Source organism: Pseudomonas sp. LS-2 (assembly GCF_003605735.1).
Lineage (GTDB): Bacteria > Pseudomonadota > Gammaproteobacteria > Pseudomonadales > Pseudomonadaceae > Aquipseudomonas.
Genome location: NZ_QXTJ01000004.1, coordinates 54,575 through 74,817 on the forward strand (window position 1 = coordinate 54,575; position 20,243 = coordinate 74,817).

A 20,243-nucleotide genomic window follows, 5' to 3' on the forward strand; every position below is an offset into this window, starting at 1 on the left:
GGATCAGCAAAGATTTGCTCTAGACAGAGTACGACTTTGTGCTAAGTTTTCCCCATTCGATGTTCTTGGATCGAGCGGTCGGCACGCAAACGCCAAGTAGCTACACTCCTTTTATCGCAAGCTTTCGACGATGGTCAGACGGCAGCCGACACTCTGACTGGAGATCGCTATGCGCGTCCCTATCGCTCAATCCGACCTGATCCAGAATCGCGGCTTCAAGCTGATCGCACGAGTGCTTCAGCAAAACTGGCCTGCCTCGCCCCCTGTTCGACTTATGACATTGCAAGACGTTTTGTCACAGGGGCTTGGCTATCGCGACTATCACGACCTCTCGCAAGAGGCAGAAAAAGGCACGTCTCATAAATCCGTTCCAACCTTGGCTGAGGTCGCTGACGGCATCAATACGGCTGTCTTCGCCTACCTCAACGGTGAGTCTGCATCCGGCATTTCCTCTGATGATGTCGACAAGGCTGTTAAGTCCTTGCCCTTGAATCAGCTCAAGGTCTTCTCGAAGGCTGTTCCATTTGCGCCAACGCCTCGGTTAGCTGAGCAGCCCAATGAGTTCGGCGCCCACGAATATCAGCCATCGGCTCCAGAACAGCCCATGCCACCGGGACGATCACTTCGCTCCGCTTTGGTTTCCGCAAAAGGGCAATTGAGCCGAGAAGGGAAAAGCCTGTGGGAGTTAGTGAAACAAGAAGGAGATCTCCGTGATATCTGCCTGTTGAGCCTTATTTTGTTCACAGGACTCAGGATGTTGGAAATCGTCGGATTGAAGGTCGGCAAACCAGCTGAAGTCGACCATCTGTTTTCGATTCCGATCCATAAAGAGCGGGATGTCGGCTGGAGGTACTCTCCAACAGCGGTGGGTATCGGTTACTGGCTTAGGGGACATATCCTCAAGGAAAGTCTGCAGCCAGGAGACTACTTGTTCAGATCGAAGCGCAACCCTGAAAGCCACATGACCACTGCCGAGCTCCGCAGGATCCTTTCGAGGTGGAACAGCGAGGCCAAATCAGCCTCAGAAGCCCGGAGGATTCTTGTGTCTCTCGAGGTGAACCATTCGTATTTTGAGGTGATCCAGTTCATGACAGCCCATGTTTCGACGGACACGTTGCGCTATTACATCTCGGGCGATGAGAATCCCTCTGACCGTAGCCACCCATAAGAAAGCTGATCCTTGTGGGAGGGGCGACGTTCTTCCAACGCGGCTGCCGTGAACCATGCCGCCGGTGACGCCGGCGGCATGACCATAGATCAAGACCCTGACTTTAATGTTAAATCCATCCCTTCGCAGCATCTAAAATGCGCCCACCGCCTTCACTCATGAATCGAAGCGCAATTCCTCTTCCTGAGTTTCACTCTTTAGCAATCCTTCTTTGGGGACTTCTAAGGTATGGAACGAGACACTCGACTTGTCGACGTGACTACGTTTGAGCAAGAAGAGCATGTCATCAGATTCGGCAATTTGGCATGCCTGGATCCGATCCAGATTTTTGTATATCAGCGTCCGTTCCGCGCATTTCGAGGCTGTAGTCAGCGCTGCCTTGCGACCGGTTTGGGAGGGTATTTGCATAGTCAGATACCACGAAATCAGCGAAAAGGCAGCGATAGCTAAAGCCGCTGCAGTGATCTTCAACGGCGTGCTGAGCTCACTGGCACGAGTCACGAACCTAGCCATCCATGAAGGCAGAGCTTGGGGTTTCGGGGATTGGTTACCTGGTCGTTCGAGTAGGGCCAGCATGACAGCGATCAGCAGCGCTGCTGCGATGCCGAAAAGAAAGGCCGCTATCCACGAAACGATGCTCGCTCCACCGTAGATTGCGTACTTTTGCGCTCCAAAATTCAGCCGATCAATCGAGATGTTAAGCGTCTGGTAATACTTCTCCAAATGCGCGTAGCCACTCATGGTGAAGGCGCCGAGGCTAGCTGCGATGAGCGTCGCCGCTTCTATGCGCAGAAACCTCCTGTATCCAGAATGTGCAGCACCGGGTACCGCCTCGCTAAGCGTGTCCGTCAAAAGCTTATCTCCGTATTGAATCCATTACCCGCACCGCTCACCTACCTGGCTTTCAATAGTAAGTGCGGGAAGTCACTTGAGCTACGTTGCCACAGCCTAAACCATCAGCAAGCCAGCAAATACCGATCATCATGACCAGGGATCGCATTGTCTCAACCCAAGTTGACGGAATACGGCCTAATTGAACGCAAACCTCTGACCGGAGCGCGCTCTTGGAGGAGCTTGCCTTAAAGATGATCCTGGGATGTGAGGAGCTAGGCTTGTCATTCTCTATCATCCATACTCGGCACTAGGGTTTTGTGGAGGTGGATGATGGGATGGTTTTTCAGAGATAAGCGCCCAGCTTGGGTGCAGGAAGAAGAGCGGAAATTCATCGCAGCTGCGAACTCACTTAAGACACTGCACGTCACGCCAGAAGGGGGCATGAGGATCGATCCTGAAGAAATTCGAGACCAGATCATTGCTGGGCGTGAGCTGTACAAACAATTCGTTAAACGATAGCCCCGTAGATAGTTTGCGCGCCCCTCACGGGGACGGCCATCGTTAACCAAGCCCGATGGTCTTGGCCCTGCGGGCTTTTGTCCTCGCGTCTTTCGCCTTCGGCTGCGCGCTCCGCTTGCCTACCTCGTCAGCTCGCAAGTTACTGTCAGTGGATAGCTTTCACTCCCTCGGTCACAGTGCCCTTGTCCCCAGCTATTTGGGAATCCTGATTTAATCAGTACCCGATGCCCGGCTTAAACGATGCTTTTCCAGGTATCGCATTTCAGCCTCCCATTCCTGCAGAAACTTTTCCCAATCAGCTGAGTAGGCTCCTTCCGCAACACGAGTAGATCCTACGCTCGCACGCAGGAAGCGTTCACGCCACGGCTGTGGGATGCTTGAGTCACGAATGATGCGCCGGCCAAGACGGTGGGGTTCGGACTGAACGTTGGCGCGGACGTCCCCGAGACATAGCACCGACAAATTGTCGAGCCGTTCTCGGGTATCAACGTCGTCAAGTGCATCGATCACGGGAGCGGCACTTGGATCTCCTGGGATTAGGTGAGCGAGCGTCCACAGCGCTTTCCTTCTCAGCGCTTCCCGATCCGTCAAATCATCTTCATTCATCGCGGCACACTCCAGATCGTGGCATCGTAGGTGCTCGCCGGAATTTCCAAGCGATAAAGGCCGGCTTACCTTAATCATCTCCCGACACATCCCCCAGTAGATGTGCGGCGCACGTAGTCGGGGCGTCCCGAAAAGTGGGGATGCCACTTTCTACTGAAACGTCCGCGCCGGGGAATACGACACACCATCAGCGGCCCGGAGGCGTCTCACATCGTCTCAAGCATCACTGACGTTGTCCTTGGAGGTGGGCATTTCTTCATCGTCGAAATCGTCTCTAAGCGCTCCCGCTGAATGGATATCACGACCAGCAAGCGCTGCGCGAAGTCGGCGAACAGCGGACGCCAGCCATCCGGACTCTGGCGCACCATTTTCTCGCAGAAGTGCGTTGGACTTTTTCAAGACAGCGTCTGCCTCAACCATCAAATCCAGAGTGTTATGTTCGCAAATAATGCCAGGCGGCATCATCAGCGCTGCGAACGATGTGATTGCCTCCATGCGATCCATCTGCGACGTAAAATTTTCCCTGAGCTCCGAATCCCAGTGTCTGCCGTTCACCAGGCAGAAGATCAATTCTGTGTCCGGGAGCTTTCTCAACACCGTACCATCCGCAACAGCATCGCGGTAACGAGGCAGCTCCAGATCGCGTAGCGCTAGAGTCTCGGATTCTTCAAAAATGTAATCACCTCTACGTTGACTACCATGGGAAGTAAGCCCGTGAGCGAAGAGATGCTTTCTCAGCAACCAAGGGGCGAGCAAGAGGTCTCCCCCTTCGATCAATGTGTTTACGATGTGCCTGAAACGCCTAGATCCGTCAGCACCGTCTCGTGCATTCCGCCAAAGGATGGCACCGGCATCATCCACCAGATTTCGTTCTACCTCTTCTCCCACAATCCAATCATTTTCCCTGACGAGAACTCGACCAAGAGCCACCCAGAAGATGCCATCACTCGACTCGGGAAAGCTTGCTGAGAAGTCTCCGACTCGATCCAACAAAGGCCCAAGCTGCCCGGTTGCTTTCAGTGGTCTAAGTTCTGCGTCCAACTCATCCACAGTGGTGAGCGCCCAGAGCCTTTCGATATCGGCTCTCGAGAAATGTCCTGGAGGATTACCGAGGTAAAGTAGCCGAATTAGATTTCGACGCTTGGCAAGCCGGTGGCCATCGAACAACTCCACTGAGCGCTGGCGACCAGTGTTGAACCGGGTAAATAGCAGCTGCAAGATTTCAAGATGACTTGACGCAGAAGCCCCAAGAACATCGACCAACGTGGTGTCTTTTCCGTTTGCGACAGCTAGGTGACGCTGGCGCTGACGGGCGAGCATCTCTTCGACGCTTGGATCATCTACAAGCTGGCCTACATTGTCAGCAATAAGCCCACGAAGACTTGGTGCCTTGGCAACCAACCAACTATATGCCAGCACGTCGAACGGACAGATCTCACCTCGTACGATTTCCTCCAGCACGGCAAATGCCCCGACCAGCCGTTTGATCTCCCGAGGTGTACGGATGACCCTAAGCAGCTGATTAAAAATCTCTGTTTGGTAAGCCAGCGTGCCAGTGGGCATTTCCACCCCATTGCTCCGCATGGCATGAAGCAGCAGATCCCGGGCGTCGTCTACAAAAAGAGGGCGCAACGGAATGGGAAACTGGATGATTTTTTCAAGGTAGCTTTCGCCCGTTTTTTGCCTCTCTTCCGAGGTGGTACCTTTTCCCAGAGCCTGAGTCACACGGGCGGGATCGTAGGCTACGAGGTAGGAAATCCCCTTGATGTCCCCTACTGCTTTAACGAGCTGAGCAACCGCACGGACTTCCTCATCTTCGACGCGATCTAATTCGTCTATCAGTACCACAACAGCGATGTTGGCCTCTGCTAGCTTCGCCTCGAGGTTTTTACGCTCTTCGCTCGCCAACAACTCCTTTGGCTTGTTCAGAAACCGAACAAGTTTTAGCAGCCATTTAGTCATTGTCGATGCCGTGCCGACACCAACCACCGCATCAATAACACCAACGGTTGTAGCGCCCACTAGCTCAATGGAGGCTTTGTACCGCGCCAACTGACCCAGCAGCTTTCGTGCCCTTTCACCGGCGGTGTAGCCAAGCGCCTCGCGCAAAGCATTGAAATACGCCTCGACCACCTCATCTCGGCCCTTGAATAACCATGGGTTCAGCGTCGCTACGGCCACGTGTTTCATCTGCTTAAGCTCATGCTCGAGTAGATTCAAAACACTTGACTTACCCAATCCCCATTCACCTGTAAGCCCTACCACGAATCCAGTGGCCCGTCTTGAATCTACCTCACCAGTGGTGGTGTAGTCAGTGTGAACGAGCGTCTTGACCAAGCTGGATATGAAAGGGCCCCGCTCCAGTGCATCAGACTCAGGCGTTTCGATGGCGCGGTCTTGCCGCTCGATGTGATTGATGCTTTCCGACATCGGATCAATGGTTCCTTTAAGATCATGTACAAGGAGAGCTTATTACCCTTTTTAGTCCGAGGAGCCGGTACGATTCCATCAGCGCCCGAATAATGCTAAAGGTTGCATTTCACTCGGACGCTTAAATCCAGCAGACTCATTTCGCTGCACCGACGATGCATACGGCTCCAGTAACCATGCCACTGCCTGAGCTCGTGGTGCCAAGACCATTCGCAGGCGATCAGCCCTCCTGCGTAGGACTGGCCAATGCTGGAAGATCAATAGTAAGGAGCCGCCGATGGGATCGTTAGACAGTTATGCAGAAGAGCTGGGGCGTCACGGATTGATGATTCCCCCATTCAGCAACATGGGCATGCTCGGAGAGCTTATTGAGATCCTGCGCCAAGCGCCAGCAGACATGGATGAGAAGCTGACCGTAGTGCTATCTCAGATTTACACTCCAGGCCACCTAGCGGCCATGGTCGTTTCTCGCTACGCCCATACCAAGGTGGTAAACCTATATGCAGAGACGATCAGCGAAGCGATAGAAGCGCATCTGCTAGGCCTCAACCACGTCGCGGTAGCAGGGCTCATGCCTGTGATAGAGGGCGTGGTTGTAAAGCTCAGCCTGCAGCACGGCATCAGCGCCAAGAAAAAAACGAAGCAAAAATTCGTCGCGTTAGTCGGATGCGCCATCGAGCGAACCAACACGGTGAAGACAGGTGATTTCCAGGAGGTTGAGTCCATGCTGACTGCCTTCCTGAATTTCCTAAAAAACTATTTCTGGGAGGAAAGCAGTAGCTACCCCCTACCAGATAAAACGAATCGTCACGGGATTCTGCATGGCGCCTACTCAGATGCGGACTATGGGTATTCCATCAATTTTTATAAAACGCTGACGGCTGTCGACATGTTGTGTTGGATCTCCGAATTTCAACCATTCCAGCCTAAGCCCACACCGGACAGCCAAGCTTTAGCAGCCTATTATCTGATGATTATGAATCTCCGGCCACGTGCCAAGGTCGACGCTAGGCGATTAATTTTCGGCCCTGGCGCTTGAAAAGTTTTGCAGACTTGCAGCCACTCCTTAGGCTGCTGTCGACTCTATTCATCATAGGGCGATAACGGAGCTTGGAGGGCAAGCTCTACACAATCGCCTGCTTGATACGCGACGCCTTCCCGATCCATCAAATCATCGTCATTCATCGCGGCTCACTCCAGATCGTGGCATCGTAGATGAGGATAGTGCTGCCCACCTGTGTGAGATCCACCAATGACTGTAAACGACTCATCACCTACCTGGTTCTCAATACTCACGGCGCGGGAGGTCTGCCAGATCCTACGCGAGGTTTCATTTGGCCGGCTCACAATGAGCAAGGTAGGTAGCCAAGCATGGGATGAGGTTTATGCATGCCACTTCATTGTGGATGTCGAGGGTTGGCGGATCACGCTGTACAACGATTGCGATACGCTGGATTACTGCGAAGAAGCAGTCAGTCCATATGGGCAGCGCTGGGCGTTTGATCCTGGTGATCGTTTTGGGACTGACCCTGTGGCGCTGCTCAGCACATGGGAGCTTCAAACGTTGGAGACGATGCTGAAAGCGCTCTGATGGGAAAATGTTGTTCTTGGTGTCCCCGGCCCGGGGCGGCTGTCGTGAACCAAGCCGCCATGCGTCTTGGCCCTCTGGGCTTCCATCCATTACACCTGCGGCCTTCGGCCTGCGCGCTCCGCTTGCCTTTGAAGGATACCAAGGTTGCCAGGTCTGGATGCTCCCATGACGACTCTGAGCGCTGGGCTGATCATTCGCCTCTGATGCACAATGAATAATCCCGCGTCGTGCCTCGCTCTCACCCAGGTACGCAAATTCCTGCTCACGATTGGTCATTATGAATCAGCCCACCACTGCCTTACCCGAGATCACCGTCGAAGAGTTCAGGCAACGATATCCGCTGCTCTTTTCTGATCCCGCCGTTGACGACATCTACTGTAATCCTGGGTGGAGGGGAATCCTGCTGTCTCTTTGCGATACGCTGCAGGCGTACCTTAAGCGGCACCCCGAGGTCACCCCCGTCACCGTTGCCCAGATCAAATCCAAATTCGGGGAGCTGCATTTTTTCTACGATGGTGGCGACCGGTATTGCGAAGGAGCAGTGGATGTAGCGGTACAGCATTCCCTGAAAACCTGCGAACAGTGCGGGGCTCTAGGCAGACAAACGAAGGGCCGCTGGATCAGCACGCTGTGCGATGAACATGGCACCGGTACGCATGCCCCCAACAGTTAACCTCCTTTCCTGCCGACATTTAGGCTACATCCATAGCGAACGGCAGTTGTTGACCAGAATGCCCACGTAGCTGACCGCGCTTCCACCCCCTTGCATGCGGGCATTTGTTTACAAAATACCCGCGTAATGCGCATCTGCCGGCCCTACGAAGAGGTACGGGGAGCGAGGAACGGAACTCCCCTTATCTCAATTGATGGATACATCTTTAATGACAGCCCTCCCTTCTCAAGTCCCCGAGCTGCTGCAGAACCGTAGATTTCAGGTCGCTGGAAATGCCCAAGGCCTATCAGGAGCTGGTACCGTGTTTGAGTATCAGGTTGATGGCTCTGCGATCACGAGCACCTACAAGGGCGGGAAGATCCGTACAGGACATCAGGTGGGTCATGTGACAGGCCCGAACACTTTCGAGTTGCTTTTCCATTGCATCACAATCGATGGAGAGATCCTTTCTGGGCGATCTCGTGGCAAGGTCGATGTTGATGAGACTGGCCGCATAACTCTATCGTTTGTTTGGGCTTGGTTATCTGGTGCCAGCGGCGGTGGAGAGTCCAGTTATGTTGAACTCGTACTCCAGTAAGTAAGAGGTTGGCGGCACTGCCAACGTCATGGGGGGTGAAGTCAACGACATGCATGTGCAGCTCCCTGGTAGGCCTGCTAGAGAGCATTTAAAAGCTCGGCATAGAGCCAGCAGGCCCCATGCACTGTCCTACTCGAAATCTCGGGTAAACCAGCTGTAAAACCACCTGTGCATTTCGCCAAGCCCTAGCAGGTACCAAAATTCCAGGACGTACATCAGATAGCTCATCCAGACTCCCCACCCGTGGCTTGGAAGACTTATGTGGGCATAACCAATCAGCACTGCGCCTGCTATCCACAGGCAAAATGCGAGTGCCCATGCTCTCCGTCTATAAACCCAACATTCATTCGTGGTCATCGACGCTCGATCTTAGGGGCTTACTGATTTGGCCACTTCCGGCGCGAATCGTTTCCAGCAGTTGAGTTTCATGGGCTCAGACGTCTGACCGAGATGGGCCTGCCAAGCGAATCCCTCAGTCAATCCGGTCATGGGCCACTTGGAGCCCGCCGATTAGCAGGGTGTCCTGTTTCTGCTGCGACCCAGGCGTGCATGCAATATCCTTGCGCCACGCAATCAACCTAGAAACAGTGAATAGAACGATGGGTTTTAAACACCTAGCTGAGCTACGTGACCGTCTACGGGCTGAAAACGAGCCCCAAAAGGTCGAACGCGCGAAACACCCCAAGCGTAAGTCTTTCCCGCAGGCGAAGCCTCACAGCCAAGATCCAGCCGTAGAAGCAATCCGGTCATTGCAGGAGCATTTTCCATCGGCCTTTCCTATAAATCCTGCCCCCAAGGTTCCGCTCAAACAAGGCATTCTCAAGGATACCGAGCAGCACCTGGAGCTACTCGGATTGACCAGTGAGCAGCTGAAACTAGGTATCTCGACTTGGTGCAGAGGAAAGCGGTACTGGGCCTGCATGTTGGAGGGTGCGCCGCGCTTGGACTTGAGTGGTCAACCAGCTGGCGTTGCGACAGCGACACAAGCTATGCATGCTAAACACCGGGCTGCGCGGCAACGAGGCCAAGACCGACGACATCGTGCGAATGCTAAGGCTACCCCTTCGGTGTCGGGGTCTGAGGCCGCCACGGATCCGGGTTACGGCTCAACAGAATCGCGGTAAGTACCACGTCCCCAAGCACGCCTCCGTTGAGCCAGAGAAGCTTGATGCTCCCGCGAAACGAAGCTGATCGTGTCTTCGTTGTTGATGACCCCAAATCGCCTCTCTGAGATTATGGCAAATGATGAAATCGGTCAGGCTAATCCGCCATGGTGAAAGTGCAGCAAACGCCGGTGCCGCTACTCAGGATCACGCGAGCATTCCTCTCACTGCGCAGGGCGTTGACCAGGCTCGCCGAGTCGCCCATTCATTCGCCAATGCTCCAGACTTGATTGTCACTTCGCCATTTTCTCGTGCTCTGTCCACCGCTCAGCTCACGGTGAGCGCCTTCCCATCTGTGCCTATGGAGACTTGGCCGGTTCAGGAGTTTACCTACCTAGAGCCTGCGAGATGCGTGAATACCACGGTGGCTCAGCGGCGGGATTGGGTGAAGGAGTATTGGAACCAGGCCAATCCCTCGCTTGTTGACGGTGATGGAGCTGAGTCATTCTTTGAGTTTGTATCGCGGGCACAGGCGCTTCTGAGGCGACTTGCGGCCCATCCGTCGAAGGACATCGTGGTGTTTTCGCATGGGCAGTTCATCAATGCCGTGGCCTGGTTCATCGAGCGACAGTCTACGGAGATCGACAGCCAAGCGATGACTGATTGGCGAGAGTACGAGATCGCAAATCACGTGGAGAATTGTGGTGGGTACCAACTCATGTACGGACAAAGTGATAGTGGTTGGAGGCTTACATCGAGGGATGCTGAGGGCGCGGCTCTGCGAGCACGGCTGTCGTAAACCAAGCCGCCTGACGGCGTCTTGGCCCTGCGGGCAGACATCCTCGCGTCTGCGCGCTCCGCTTGCCCACCTTGAGCGGAGCGCCGCACACCGCTCGGAACTCCAGCCTACACATCAAACAAGATCCAAGATTTCTGAAACGCTCGCCCGTCATAGGCTGCCGAAAATGATTCGGTCTACGCTGCGCACGTCGCCCCTTGCTTCACCCTGTCTGCGTTTTATAGGCTGATATCATCAGTCATTGGCAACAAGGGGCCACTTCGTCTTAAAGCTGCTGATCTCGGATTAGATTGCCATGGTTTCGAGGGCGTCCTCCAGGAATTCGCGCTGCTGCTCCAGCTTTGACAGGACAGAATTCTGAACTTATTCCGACCTAAGGTTCACAGCTAACGTGGAGTAATGAAAAATGTCCCTTGCCACTCACATTCAACCAATTACATGCGAAATATACTTGAGGGTGAAAGCTTAACGATTCACTGAAAACACCTCAAAGCCAGACATAGAAACTCACCTTATATAAAAGATTCAAGCCTAGTTATTCGTCCTGAAATAAGGGGTGTCTACAGGCTTTAGCGCCTAACCCAGTCTCAAGCCCAACTGACACAGTTCGATTTCTCTGCTGCGCCCCCTTTGAGATTTCAGATTTGTAATTTTCGAGTCATCCCGCCGTTATCGCCAACTCGTCAGTATTGCGCCTACTGGCAGCTCTCAAATCTACAAAAAATAGCCAGGTCGACGTCTATAAGAAACTGCCGATTCGAACGGAGCTCACATGACCCACTTGAAAAAAATTTCGCTCGCGGTGTTTTCCACTATCGCGAGTGTCACGCCAGTTGTCGGTTTTGCCGAAGAAGCCAAAGAAGGATTCATCGAGGGAAGCACCCTCAATCTCCTTAGCCGCACCTTTTATATGAACCGTGATAGCCGCAAAGGACAGTCTGCACCCTCTGGCAAAGGTTATTCCGAAGCCACTGGGCAAGGTTTTATCGGAAAATTCGAATCAGGTTTCACTCAGGGCACCTTCGGCGTAGGTGTCGATGCGTTCGTGCTGTCGGGCTTCAAACTCGACACCGGGGGAGGACGTAACGGTGGGCAGAGCTCGTTCAACGTCTTGCCTGTCGACAAAGATGGCAATGCAAAAGACGAGTACACGAAGGTTGGCGGCTCGGTGAAAGCTCGCGCATTCGACACTGTAGTGAACGTCGGAGATGTGTTTCCATCGACTCCTGTGGTGTCGTTTGGTGACTCACGTCTGCTTCCCGAAAGCTTCCGGGGTGTGACGGCTATTAACAAAAGCTTTAGCGGCCTGACGGTTCAAGGTGGCCGACTGCATTCAATGAGTCAGCCCCAGTCCACCTCGATGCGCGATAATTTCGTGACCTTCTACGGTGGCCCGGTGAACTCGCCTTGGATCGGCTACTTCGGTGGTGACTACGAGGCCACTGACCGGCTGACTGTCGGCTTGTATGGCAGCAGGCTAAAGGATGCATGGGATCAGAAATATGCCTCGGCATCCTACGTGCTTCCACTGTCTGACCAGATGGCGCTGACCACAAGCCTGAACTACTACAACTCCACCGACGAAGGTAAAAAGCTCCTCGGGAAGTTCGACAACGACATCTGGAGTGCGAAGGTCGCCCTGCAGTACGGCTCGCATACTCTGGCCCTCTCTCACCAGCGTAACCAAGGTGATGACGACTTCGACTACCTGAGACAGTCTGACTCGATCTACGTCGCGAACTCGATCCAATACAGCGACTTCAACTCTCCGAAAGAACGCTCCTGGATGGTGACCTACAACCTGGACATGACTAACTTTGGCGTTCCTGGCCTGACATTCATGACCCGCTACGGCAAGGGCACGGACGGCGACTATTCCAACGCCAACAGCGTCTACATGCGACGAGATGTGGACGGTAATCCGCTAAAGGATCAGAAGCGCTGGGAACGCGACATCGAAGCGAAATACGTCGTTCAGACAGGCAGGTTGAAGGATCTGTCACTACGACTGCGCCAAGCGACTACACGGGCCACTGCTTTCGAGTCTGATCTCGATGAAGTCCGGCTGATCGTGGAGTACCCGCTGAGCGTGCTCTAACTTATCACTTGCCTAGCCGCTGATAGCTGGGAGAGAGTTTGCAATCGAATGTGAAGGTGCCCTAAGGGGCACCTTCTTACGTAGGTCTGATCAATGGGATAAAAAAGCGGCCGTCAGGGCCGCTAAGTGTGGAGGTTCTGTGACTGCGCCTAAACGCCCAGGTAAGGCGCGGAATCAATTTTTGCCTCGGCAGCGGCTCATTACCTGGTATTGCACGGTATTCAAGTCGCCTCTGGAGTCTTCGTAGGTCATCAACTGAGGAATAACTTTGCACTCTCTTAGCTCTGGAGAAGTTCTTACAACCTTGGCAATATCCAGTTTCATCCCGTACTTGTACTCCACAACATTTGGCACAGGTTTGCTGTTCTTCTCGGCGTAGTTGACGACGGCAGCCTGGTGATCCTTGATGGCATTTTTCACCGCCAAGTCATCATTTGCAAAGGCGTAAGAAGCTAAGGGGGCAGCGACAGTTAGAGCGAAAACAAGCGATTTGATAGTGCGCATAGCTGGTCTCCGTTGAGTGATGACTCAAGGTACCAAGTCAGCATTAACTGAACGTTGCGCAAAAATTACCATTTCGCAATCTTGGCCACTTACTGAAAAAAGCCTCATTACAGCATTGTAATTATTCGCTCACCTTCCCGTTAGGGTCGCGCAAGTAATATTGATACCAACTCCTGATGAGCCAACGCTTGGTGATCAGGTACTGCCACTTCATCAGACGGTATCTACTATGAATCTGCTTAAATCGATGGTTCTGACGGTCGCTGCTCTTTCTTCCCCTGCATTGTTTGCCCAGGATGGCAGCGAGCTGGCCAGCCAGGCAGCTCAAAAAATGAAAATCGCTCAGGAAGTGCGCTTCCAAAATCAAAACGATGCCAAAGCTACTGAGTACGTAAAGTCCGACGACAACGCGCCTGCCAATCAAACGAAAAAAACCGACGGCTGATTTCCAGTTTCCTGTATCGCTCCCAATTCACCTTTAGAAGCTCCCGAGCTCCTTTGGTTAAGGTGAACCTTTAAGCGCCCCCGCAGGGCGCTTTTTTTTGCTTAAAATTTCGTCCCATGCCAAGAACGGTCACGCTGCAACCCCAGTCTGATCTTCAACGTTCTACTCTTCCTCTATTCACCCCCTCCAGATTAAGGATATGTCGATGAGCTCAGGTCACAGCCACGGGCAGGTGCGAGCAGGTCACGAGAAAAAACTGCTGCTTGCCCTTCTTCTCACTACCGGTTTCATGATTGCTGAAGTGATAGGCGCATGGGTAACCGGTAGCTTGGCGCTGTTGTCGGACGCGGCGCACATGTTCACTGACTCAGCAGCGCTTGCCATTTCGCTGCTGGCGTTCCAGATAGCCAAACGCCCGGCAGATAGAAATCGGACGTTTGGCTACGCCCGATTTGAAATACTCGCCTCCGCTTTCAACGCGATCCTTCTCTTTTTGGTCGCCATCTACATCCTCTACGAGGCCTACCAACGACTCGTCGAACCTGCGGCCATCCAGTCTATCGGCATGCTGGTCATCGCCATCCTCGGCTTGACAGTGAACCTCATATCCATGCGGATGCTGGGCGCAGCGAGCGGCGAAAGCCTCAACGTGAAAGGCGCCTATCTCGAGGTCTGGAGCGATATGTTGGGGTCGGTCGGAGTCATCTTGGCCGCAGTAGTGATCTGGCTCACAGGCTGGGGTTGGGTAGACTCATTAGTAGCTGCTGGCATTGGCCTTTGGGTTCTTCCGAGAACCTGGGTGTTGCTGCGCGAAAGCATGAATGTGCTACTGGAAGGAGTACCGAGCGGTATTGAGGTGCAGAAGGTCGAACAGACCATCTTGGACGTGCCAGGAGTAGTCGCGATACACGACCTGCACGTTTGGTCAGTTACCAGCGGGAAGAATGTATTGAGTGTTCACGTTGTGATTTCCGCAAGTGCGTCCAACGGTCAACAGATCCTGACAGAGGTGACGGAGTCCGTGAGTAAAGCCTTTGATATAGGCCACTGCACCATCCAGCTGGAGCACGAAGGTTTCCACAGTGACGAACACGACAACCCTGATCACGAACACCATCAGTAGTACGACTTGCGGCAGTCGCCTGCCGCAAGCCAGCTAGCGGTTACTCTTCCTCTTTTCGATGAGCCCACTGATACAACGCTGGCAGTACCAACAGCGTCAGTGCGGTGGAAGAGAGGATCCCTCCGATGACAACCGTTGCCAGCGGGCGTTGTACCTCAGCCCCCGTACCCGTTGCCAACGCCATCGGGATGAAGCCCAAGGACGCGACGAGCGCAGTCATCAAGACAGGACGCAACCGGGTAAGAGCACCTTCGTTAACCGCATCCTGAAGCGACCTACCTTCCTCCCGCAGGCCGCGAATGAAGGCAATCATCACCAAGCCGTTCAGCACTGCCACCCCAGACAGCGCGATAAAGCCGACGCCTGCAGAAATAGAGAGCGGAATATCCCGCAGCCATAGCGCCAGTACCCCACCGGTAAGCGCAAATGGGATACCGGTGAACACCAGCATGCCNCCATGACCATAAGCAGCGCTACGGGCACGACAATCTGGAGCCGCTTGGCTGCAGACTGCAATTGCTCAAATTGACCGCCCCAATCAGTCCAGTAGCCAGCAGGGATTTTGACTCCGCTGTTGATGCTCGTGCCAGCCTCTTGAACGAACGAGCCCAAGTCACGACCACGGACGTTGGCACTGACGATCACCACTCGCTTGCCGTTTTCACGACTGATCTGGTTCGGGCCCAACACTAAGTCGAGACTCGCGACTTGCGATAGCGGAATGAAGTTGATCTGTTGATCACTGCTGCCAACTGTGGCCGGGATCGGGATTAAAAGAGTCGACAGCCCGGCCACATCAGTTCGCAGTTTGTCTGACAGTCGCACCACCATATCGAAACGACGGTCTCCTTCATACAACGTGCCGGCCTGACGCCCCCCCACAGCTGTAGCAATCGAGTCTTGGACATCACCAATGTTAAGGCCGTAACGAGCAGCCTTATCTCGATCAATGTTGATGGTTAGCACCGGCAAGCCTGAGGTTTGTTCAACCTTCACTTCAGATGCGCCTGGCACCTTCTGCAAGGTAGCGGCAATTTTCGTGGCGGTCTGATTCAGCACAGTCATGTCATCGCCAAACACCTTCACCGCGACGTCGCTTCGCACACCCGAGACCAGCTCATTAAACCGCAGCTGAATAGGCTGGGACAGCTCGTAGTTACTTCCTGGAACGGTCGCCGCTGCCGCTTGAAGCTCAGCGATGAGTGCTTCTCGAGACTTGCCTGGATCTGGCCATTGGTTCTGTGGTTTCAGCATCACGTAACTGTCTGAGATGTTCGGAGGCATCGGGTCAGCAGCAATCTCAGCCGTCCCCGTGCGCGCAAACATCCGCTCCACCTCAGGCACTTTCTCAACGATGATCTTCTCGAGACGCTTCTGCATATCGACGGACTGAGTAAGACTGGTACCAGGAACTCGTAATGCCTGAAGAGCAAAATCGCCCTCGCTCAAGCTTGGAACAAACTCGCTGCCCATGCGACTGGCCATAACGCCAGACAGGATGATCAACACAAACGCAGTGAAAAATGCGGCCAGTCGATTCTTTAGCACCCACGAGAGAACTGGCGCATAGCCAACCCGTGCTGTGCGCATCACGATGCCTTCTTCTTCCTTGACCTTACCGGTCACAAACATCGCGATAGCAGCAGGTACGAAGGTTACAGAGAGAATCATGGCACCCAAAAGTGCAATGACGACGGTGAAGGCCATAGGGTGGAACATTTTGCCTTCTACACCGGTGAGGGCGAAGATCGGCAGGTATACGACCATGATGATCAACTGACCAAAAATCAGTGGCCGACGGGCCTCTTTTGCGGCAGCAAACACTTCATGGAATCGTTCTGTTCGCGTCAACATCCTTCCATGTTTGTGCTGCGCATGAGCGAGTCTGCGTATCGAGTTCTCGACGATTACTACTGCGCCATCGACGATGATGCCGAAGTCGAGCGCACCTAGACTCATCAGGTTCGCACTGACCTTGTTGGTGAACATCCCGGTAAAGGTGAACAACATAGCGAGCGGGATCACCATCGCAGTGATCAGGGCAGCACGGATGTTGCCGAGGAAAAGGAACAGGATCGCGATGACCAGAATGGCACCTTCGACCAGATTCTTTTTGACCGTTGCAATGGCTTTCTCAACCAGGTTGGTACGGTCATACACCGTGACGGCGTGAACACCCTCAGGCAGGGAACGGTTGATGTCGGCCAGCTTTGCAGCCACAGCTTGCGAAACAGTTCGGCTGTTCTCGCCAATGAGCATGAAGACTGTCCCCAAGACAACTTCACGACCATTCTCGGTCGCAGCACCTGAGCGTAACTCCTGCCCGATGTCCACATCCGCAACGCTGCTTACACGGATTGGGGTGCCCTGAACATTCGCGATCACGATATTCGCGATGTCTTTAATGGTACCCAATTGCCCAGGAGCTCGAATGAGCAGTTGTTCACCTCCACGCTCGATATAGCCAGCCCCAACGTTGGCATTGTTACGCTCCAGCGCGGCGACGAGGTCGTTCATGGTCAACTTGTATGCCGCAAGCTTCTTGGGATCCGGCGCAATCAAATACTGCTTGGCAAAACCGCCAATCGTATTGATTTCAGCCACTCCGGGGACGTTACGTAGCTGCGGCTTGATGATCCAGTCCTGTATGACTCGAAGGTCAGTGGGCGTGTAGGGAGTACCGTCCTCTTTGCGCGCGCCATCTTCAGCCTCAACAGTCCATAGAAAGATCTCGCCCAGTCCAGTGGAGATCGGGCCCATCAAGGCCTCGACACCTTCCGGTAACTGCTCCTTGGCGGTCTGCAGGCGTTCACCTACTAACTGACGAGCGAAAAAGAGGTCTGTGCCGTCTGCAAAAATCACGGTGACATGAGACAAGCCAGAACGTGAAAGCGACCGGGTTTGCTTCAAGCCTGGCAGCCCGGCCATGCTTGTTTCGATAGAGAACGTAACCCTCTGCTCGGTCTCCAAGGGCGAAAAGCCCGGTGCTGATGTGTTGATCTGAACCTGAACGTTGGTGATGTCAGGCACGGCGTCGATGGGTAATTTTTGATAGCTGGCTATACCAAGCCCCGCCATTAACAAAACAGCGAGCATCACAACGATGCGCTGTTCAATTGCGAATTGAATCAACCGTTCAAACATTGAGGTTTACTCTTACGACGCGGATCAATGGGCGTGCTCGGCAGAGCTCTTGCCTAGCTCGGACTTGAGGATGAAACTGCCTTCTGTGGCCACCTGCGTGCCGACGTTGATCCCCTGGAGGATCTCCACGTGACCACCTTCGCGTCGACCGACCGTGATCGGTTGCACCTGGAAGCCTTCCGCGTTCCGAACAAATACCGACGGTTTGTCTTCAACCGTTTGAATGGATGACTCAGGCAGGGTCACCTTGGCCGCCCCCTTCTCGGCGGTCACTTCGATGGAAACGAACAGGCCAGGGCGCCAGGCACCGCTAGGATTAGGCAATACCACCCGAACAGATGCAGCGCGGGTCTGCTCTCCCAGCAGGCTGCCGACATAACTGACACGGCCATCGACTTGAGCGCCCAGATCTGGCGCGCTGACTTTCACTGCCCGACCTACTGCTACCTGCTTCAAATCTTTAGGGCTTGCGCCAAAGGTTGCCCACACACGGGTCAGATCGGACAAAGTGAACGCGGCTGTGGACTCATTCACGACCTCTCCAATACCGAGGTGTTTCTCGATAACCACGGAGTCGAAAGGAGCAATGAGTTCATAGCGATTGCCGGCGGCGACTTTGATGTTGGCCCCAATGGCATTCAGCTTCTGGCGTGCATTCGCAAGGCTGATATCAGCCTCTTGGTACGCTTGCCTGGCCAGAAGGTAGTCCTGCTCAGCAGAGATTTTGTCTTGCCAGAGTTTCTTTTCCCGCTGCATGGTCAGACGTGCGAGCTCAGTTCTGCGTTGGGCCGCATCGAGTTCACTACGCAGATCCGTGATCTGCTGACTCGCGATCACAGCCAGTACCTGGCCTTTTTTCACGGAATCGCCCAACTCAACTTTCACTTCATCAACGATCCCGTTTACACGTGGGACAACATGAGTTGTGCGGTCTTCATCAAATCTGATCTCGCCGGGGAAAGTGACTGAGGTACTCATCGGTCGAGGCGCGGCCGCTGCGACCGAAATTCCGGCGGCGTCAATTTGTGCTGTCGTCAGTTCAAGCTGCCCTTCCTCGTCATGGGCCTCTTCTTGGCCCTGACCCGAGGCTTCTTTTTTGCCGGACTCTTCGCGGTCATGGTCTTTTTCCTCGGCATGTTTATGCCCTGATTCACCCTCCTGCTTTTTCTGTGGCGGTGACTCTGCGGCAAATGGAAGTCCGGTGTTCGTTACAGTCAGGCTCCCCAGTCCAACAATGGCTACCACCGCCAGAACGGTGGTTATGCTCCGTTTTCTGTTCATGAGTGCTCCTGGCAATCACGTGATTTCCCGCACGTGATGCGTTTAATAAATGCGAAAAAGAGATTAGGGGCGGAGGGAGAAGCGGCTGAGGTCACCGTAAGTGCGCTCGACGGTTACACGTGCTTCAGTCGCGATGGCCAACGATTCGAGAAATTGGCTACGAGCCGAGATAAGCGTGCGCTGGGCATCTAGAACTTCGAGAAACCCGAACTTCCCCATTTCAAAGCCCCTTGTGGCAGCATCAACAGCGCTCTTCGCCGACGGCAAAATGACCTCATTGAACGCCTCGATGTCTCGGGATGCGGTCGCCCACTGATCAAGAGCTGTCTGGGTCTGGGTACGCAACCTCAGCTCGGCGGCATTGCGCAAGTCACGTGCTTGATCAGCTCGGCGAGAGGCCGACAGTACGTTGCCTTGGTTTCTGTTGAAGAGTGGAAGTGGCATGGAAAATCCAACAACGTTGACACGCTGACGATCTTCTCGGCTGTACTGACTGCCCACACTGACGGTGAGATCAGGAACGCGCTGGGCCCGCTCAGACTCCAGAGTGGCATCCCGTTGCTCAATTTGAGCCTGCGCCAGGCGCAGGTCTGCAGAGTCGTTTATGGCACCCATTACTTGAGAAACCGAGGGGGACTTTCCAGGAGAAAGGTCGGAGTATTCGAGAGCGTCGAATGAGCCATTCAGGGAGCCTGTCGCACGAGCCAAATCACGATATGAACTGGCCTTCAATGTCTCGGCACGGCGAACAAGCAGTTCAGTCTCAGACAACTGCACCTTGGCGCGGGTCTCTTCAACGGGGGATGACTTCCCAGCACGGACACGTCCTTGCGCAACCTCAAGCCCTCTTTCAGCCAGGGACAGGGATTCTTTAGCGAGATCCAGGCCTGTTTGTGCACGTACCGCCGCGTAGAAGGCTTGAGTCACTTCAGCACGGAGTTCGTTTCCCCTGCGCTCAAGCTCGATGCGGGCAGCGTCTTGGCCACGAATTGCAGCTTCGACACGAGCGCCTCGTTTGCCGCCCAGCTCTAACGCCTGGCTCAACATCACCGTCGTGGTACTGGTGTTGCGACGCGTGTCCTCTGTTTCCCACGATACGACTGGATTGGGAATAAGACCCGCCTGGATTCGGTCACCTTCCGCAATTCCAATTTCCTGTCGTGCAGCGGCAAGATCAGGATTCATGGCGAATGCCGAATCAATCGCCTTAGAAAGGCTCATGCTCTGACCAGCCACGGCCAGCGGCGCGCCAAGCGGCATCAGCAATAGGCAGAATGCTCCGACGCGGATAGCTGCTCTGGAAAAACTTCTAAATCCCAGCACGATGAAAGTTCTCCGATTGCATAAC

Annotated in this window: 17 protein-coding genes and 1 pseudogene; 10 read left to right on the forward strand and 8 right to left on the reverse strand. The window is 54.1% G+C overall.

The genetic code is table 11. The features are described from left to right. The first annotated feature begins 169 nt into the window (after positions 1-169). Complete coding sequence (locus tag D3M70_RS03845; RefSeq protein WP_120124496.1) at positions 170-1,168, forward strand: tyrosine-type recombinase/integrase; 999 nt, start codon at positions 170-172, stop codon at positions 1,166-1,168. A gap of 156 nt (positions 1,169-1,324) precedes the next feature. Here D3M70_RS03845 and D3M70_RS03850 read toward each other — a convergent pair whose 3' ends face one another. The 3 genes from D3M70_RS03850 to D3M70_RS03865 form a co-directional block, all read right to left on the reverse strand. Next, positions 1,325-2,020 carry a hypothetical protein gene (locus tag D3M70_RS03850; RefSeq protein WP_120124497.1) on the reverse strand — a complete coding sequence of 232 codons (696 nt, stop codon included), beginning with the start codon at positions 2,018-2,020 and terminating at the stop codon, positions 1,325-1,327. A gap of 711 nt (positions 2,021-2,731) precedes the next feature. Then, positions 2,732-3,127: a hypothetical protein gene (locus D3M70_RS03860; protein WP_120124501.1), complete on the reverse strand. Its 396-nt coding sequence runs from the start codon at positions 3,125-3,127 to the stop codon at positions 2,732-2,734. Between the two features lie 216 nt (positions 3,128-3,343). Then, positions 3,344-5,557 carry a KAP family NTPase gene (locus D3M70_RS03865; RefSeq protein ID WP_165869730.1) on the reverse strand — a complete coding sequence of 738 codons (2,214 nt, stop codon included), beginning with the start codon at positions 5,555-5,557 and terminating at the stop codon, positions 3,344-3,346. Between the two features lie 277 nt (positions 5,558-5,834). Here D3M70_RS03865 and D3M70_RS03870 point away from each other — a divergent pair, with 277 nt between their 5' ends. From D3M70_RS03870 to D3M70_RS03900, 7 genes are all read left to right on the forward strand, one after another. Next, a complete protein-coding gene (locus D3M70_RS03870; RefSeq protein ID WP_120124502.1) occupies positions 5,835-6,596 on the forward strand; it encodes a hypothetical protein in 762 nt (253 codons plus the stop codon). Between the two features lie 213 nt (positions 6,597-6,809). Further along, positions 6,810-7,148 (forward strand): hypothetical protein, encoded by a 339-nt coding sequence (locus tag D3M70_RS03875; protein ID WP_120124504.1) that lies wholly within the window; start codon positions 6,810-6,812, stop codon positions 7,146-7,148. 277 nt (positions 7,149-7,425) lie between these two features. Beyond that, positions 7,426-7,821 carry a hypothetical protein gene (locus D3M70_RS31650; protein WP_133306430.1) on the forward strand — a complete coding sequence of 132 codons (396 nt, stop codon included), beginning with the start codon at positions 7,426-7,428 and terminating at the stop codon, positions 7,819-7,821. Between the two features lie 208 nt (positions 7,822-8,029). Further along, complete coding sequence (locus tag D3M70_RS03885) at positions 8,030-8,398, forward strand: hypothetical protein (protein ID WP_120124507.1); 369 nt, start codon at positions 8,030-8,032, stop codon at positions 8,396-8,398. 599 nt (positions 8,399-8,997) lie between these two features. Next, positions 8,998-9,522: a ProQ/FinO family protein gene (locus D3M70_RS03890; protein WP_120124508.1), complete on the forward strand. Its 525-nt coding sequence runs from the start codon at positions 8,998-9,000 to the stop codon at positions 9,520-9,522. A 121-nt stretch (positions 9,523-9,643) separates the two neighbouring features. After that, entirely contained in the window at positions 9,644-10,300 is a 657-nt protein-coding gene (locus tag D3M70_RS03895; protein WP_120124585.1) for a histidine phosphatase family protein, read from the forward strand. Positions 10,301-11,072: 772 nt separating this feature from the next. Continuing rightward, complete coding sequence (locus D3M70_RS03900; RefSeq protein WP_120124510.1) at positions 11,073-12,398, forward strand: OprD family porin; 1,326 nt, start codon at positions 11,073-11,075, stop codon at positions 12,396-12,398. A 174-nt stretch (positions 12,399-12,572) separates the two neighbouring features. Here the strand turns inward: D3M70_RS03900 and D3M70_RS03905 are convergent, their stop codons facing one another. Then, positions 12,573-12,902, reverse strand: a complete 330-nt coding sequence (locus D3M70_RS03905) for a DUF2790 domain-containing protein (RefSeq protein WP_120124512.1) — start codon at positions 12,900-12,902, stop codon at positions 12,573-12,575. Positions 12,903-13,131: 229 nt separating this feature from the next. Between D3M70_RS03905 and D3M70_RS03910 the strand changes: the two genes are divergently transcribed. Both D3M70_RS03910 and D3M70_RS03915 read left to right on the forward strand, forming a co-directional pair. Continuing rightward, a complete protein-coding gene (locus D3M70_RS03910) occupies positions 13,132-13,347 on the forward strand; it encodes a hypothetical protein (RefSeq protein ID WP_062384627.1) in 216 nt (71 codons plus the stop codon). Positions 13,348-13,552: 205 nt separating this feature from the next. Beyond that, the gene (locus D3M70_RS03915) at positions 13,553-14,470 is read left to right on the forward strand and encodes a cation diffusion facilitator family transporter (RefSeq protein ID WP_120124513.1); all 918 of its coding nucleotides are present in this window, start codon (positions 13,553-13,555) and stop codon (positions 14,468-14,470) included. Positions 14,471-14,510: 40 nt separating this feature from the next. Here D3M70_RS03915 and D3M70_RS32595 read toward each other — a convergent pair. The 4 genes and pseudogenes from D3M70_RS32595 to D3M70_RS03930 form a co-directional block, all read right to left on the reverse strand. Beyond that, on the reverse strand, positions 14,511-14,924 hold a 414-nt coding region (locus D3M70_RS32595; RefSeq protein WP_256659691.1), incomplete at its 5' end, for an efflux RND transporter permease subunit. 1 nt (position 14,925) lies between these two features. Next, positions 14,926-17,614: pseudogene (locus tag D3M70_RS03920) on the reverse strand (CusA/CzcA family heavy metal efflux RND transporter); the annotation flags it as partial. Positions 17,615-17,638: 24 nt separating this feature from the next. Then, positions 17,639-18,895, reverse strand: coding sequence for an efflux RND transporter periplasmic adaptor subunit (locus tag D3M70_RS03925; RefSeq protein WP_120124515.1), 1,257 nt, complete (start codon positions 18,893-18,895; stop codon positions 17,639-17,641). Positions 18,896-18,958: 63 nt separating this feature from the next. Next, entirely contained in the window at positions 18,959-20,185 is a 1,227-nt protein-coding gene (locus tag D3M70_RS03930) for a TolC family protein (RefSeq protein WP_120124587.1), read from the reverse strand. Between the last annotated feature and the right edge of the window lie 58 nt (positions 20,186-20,243).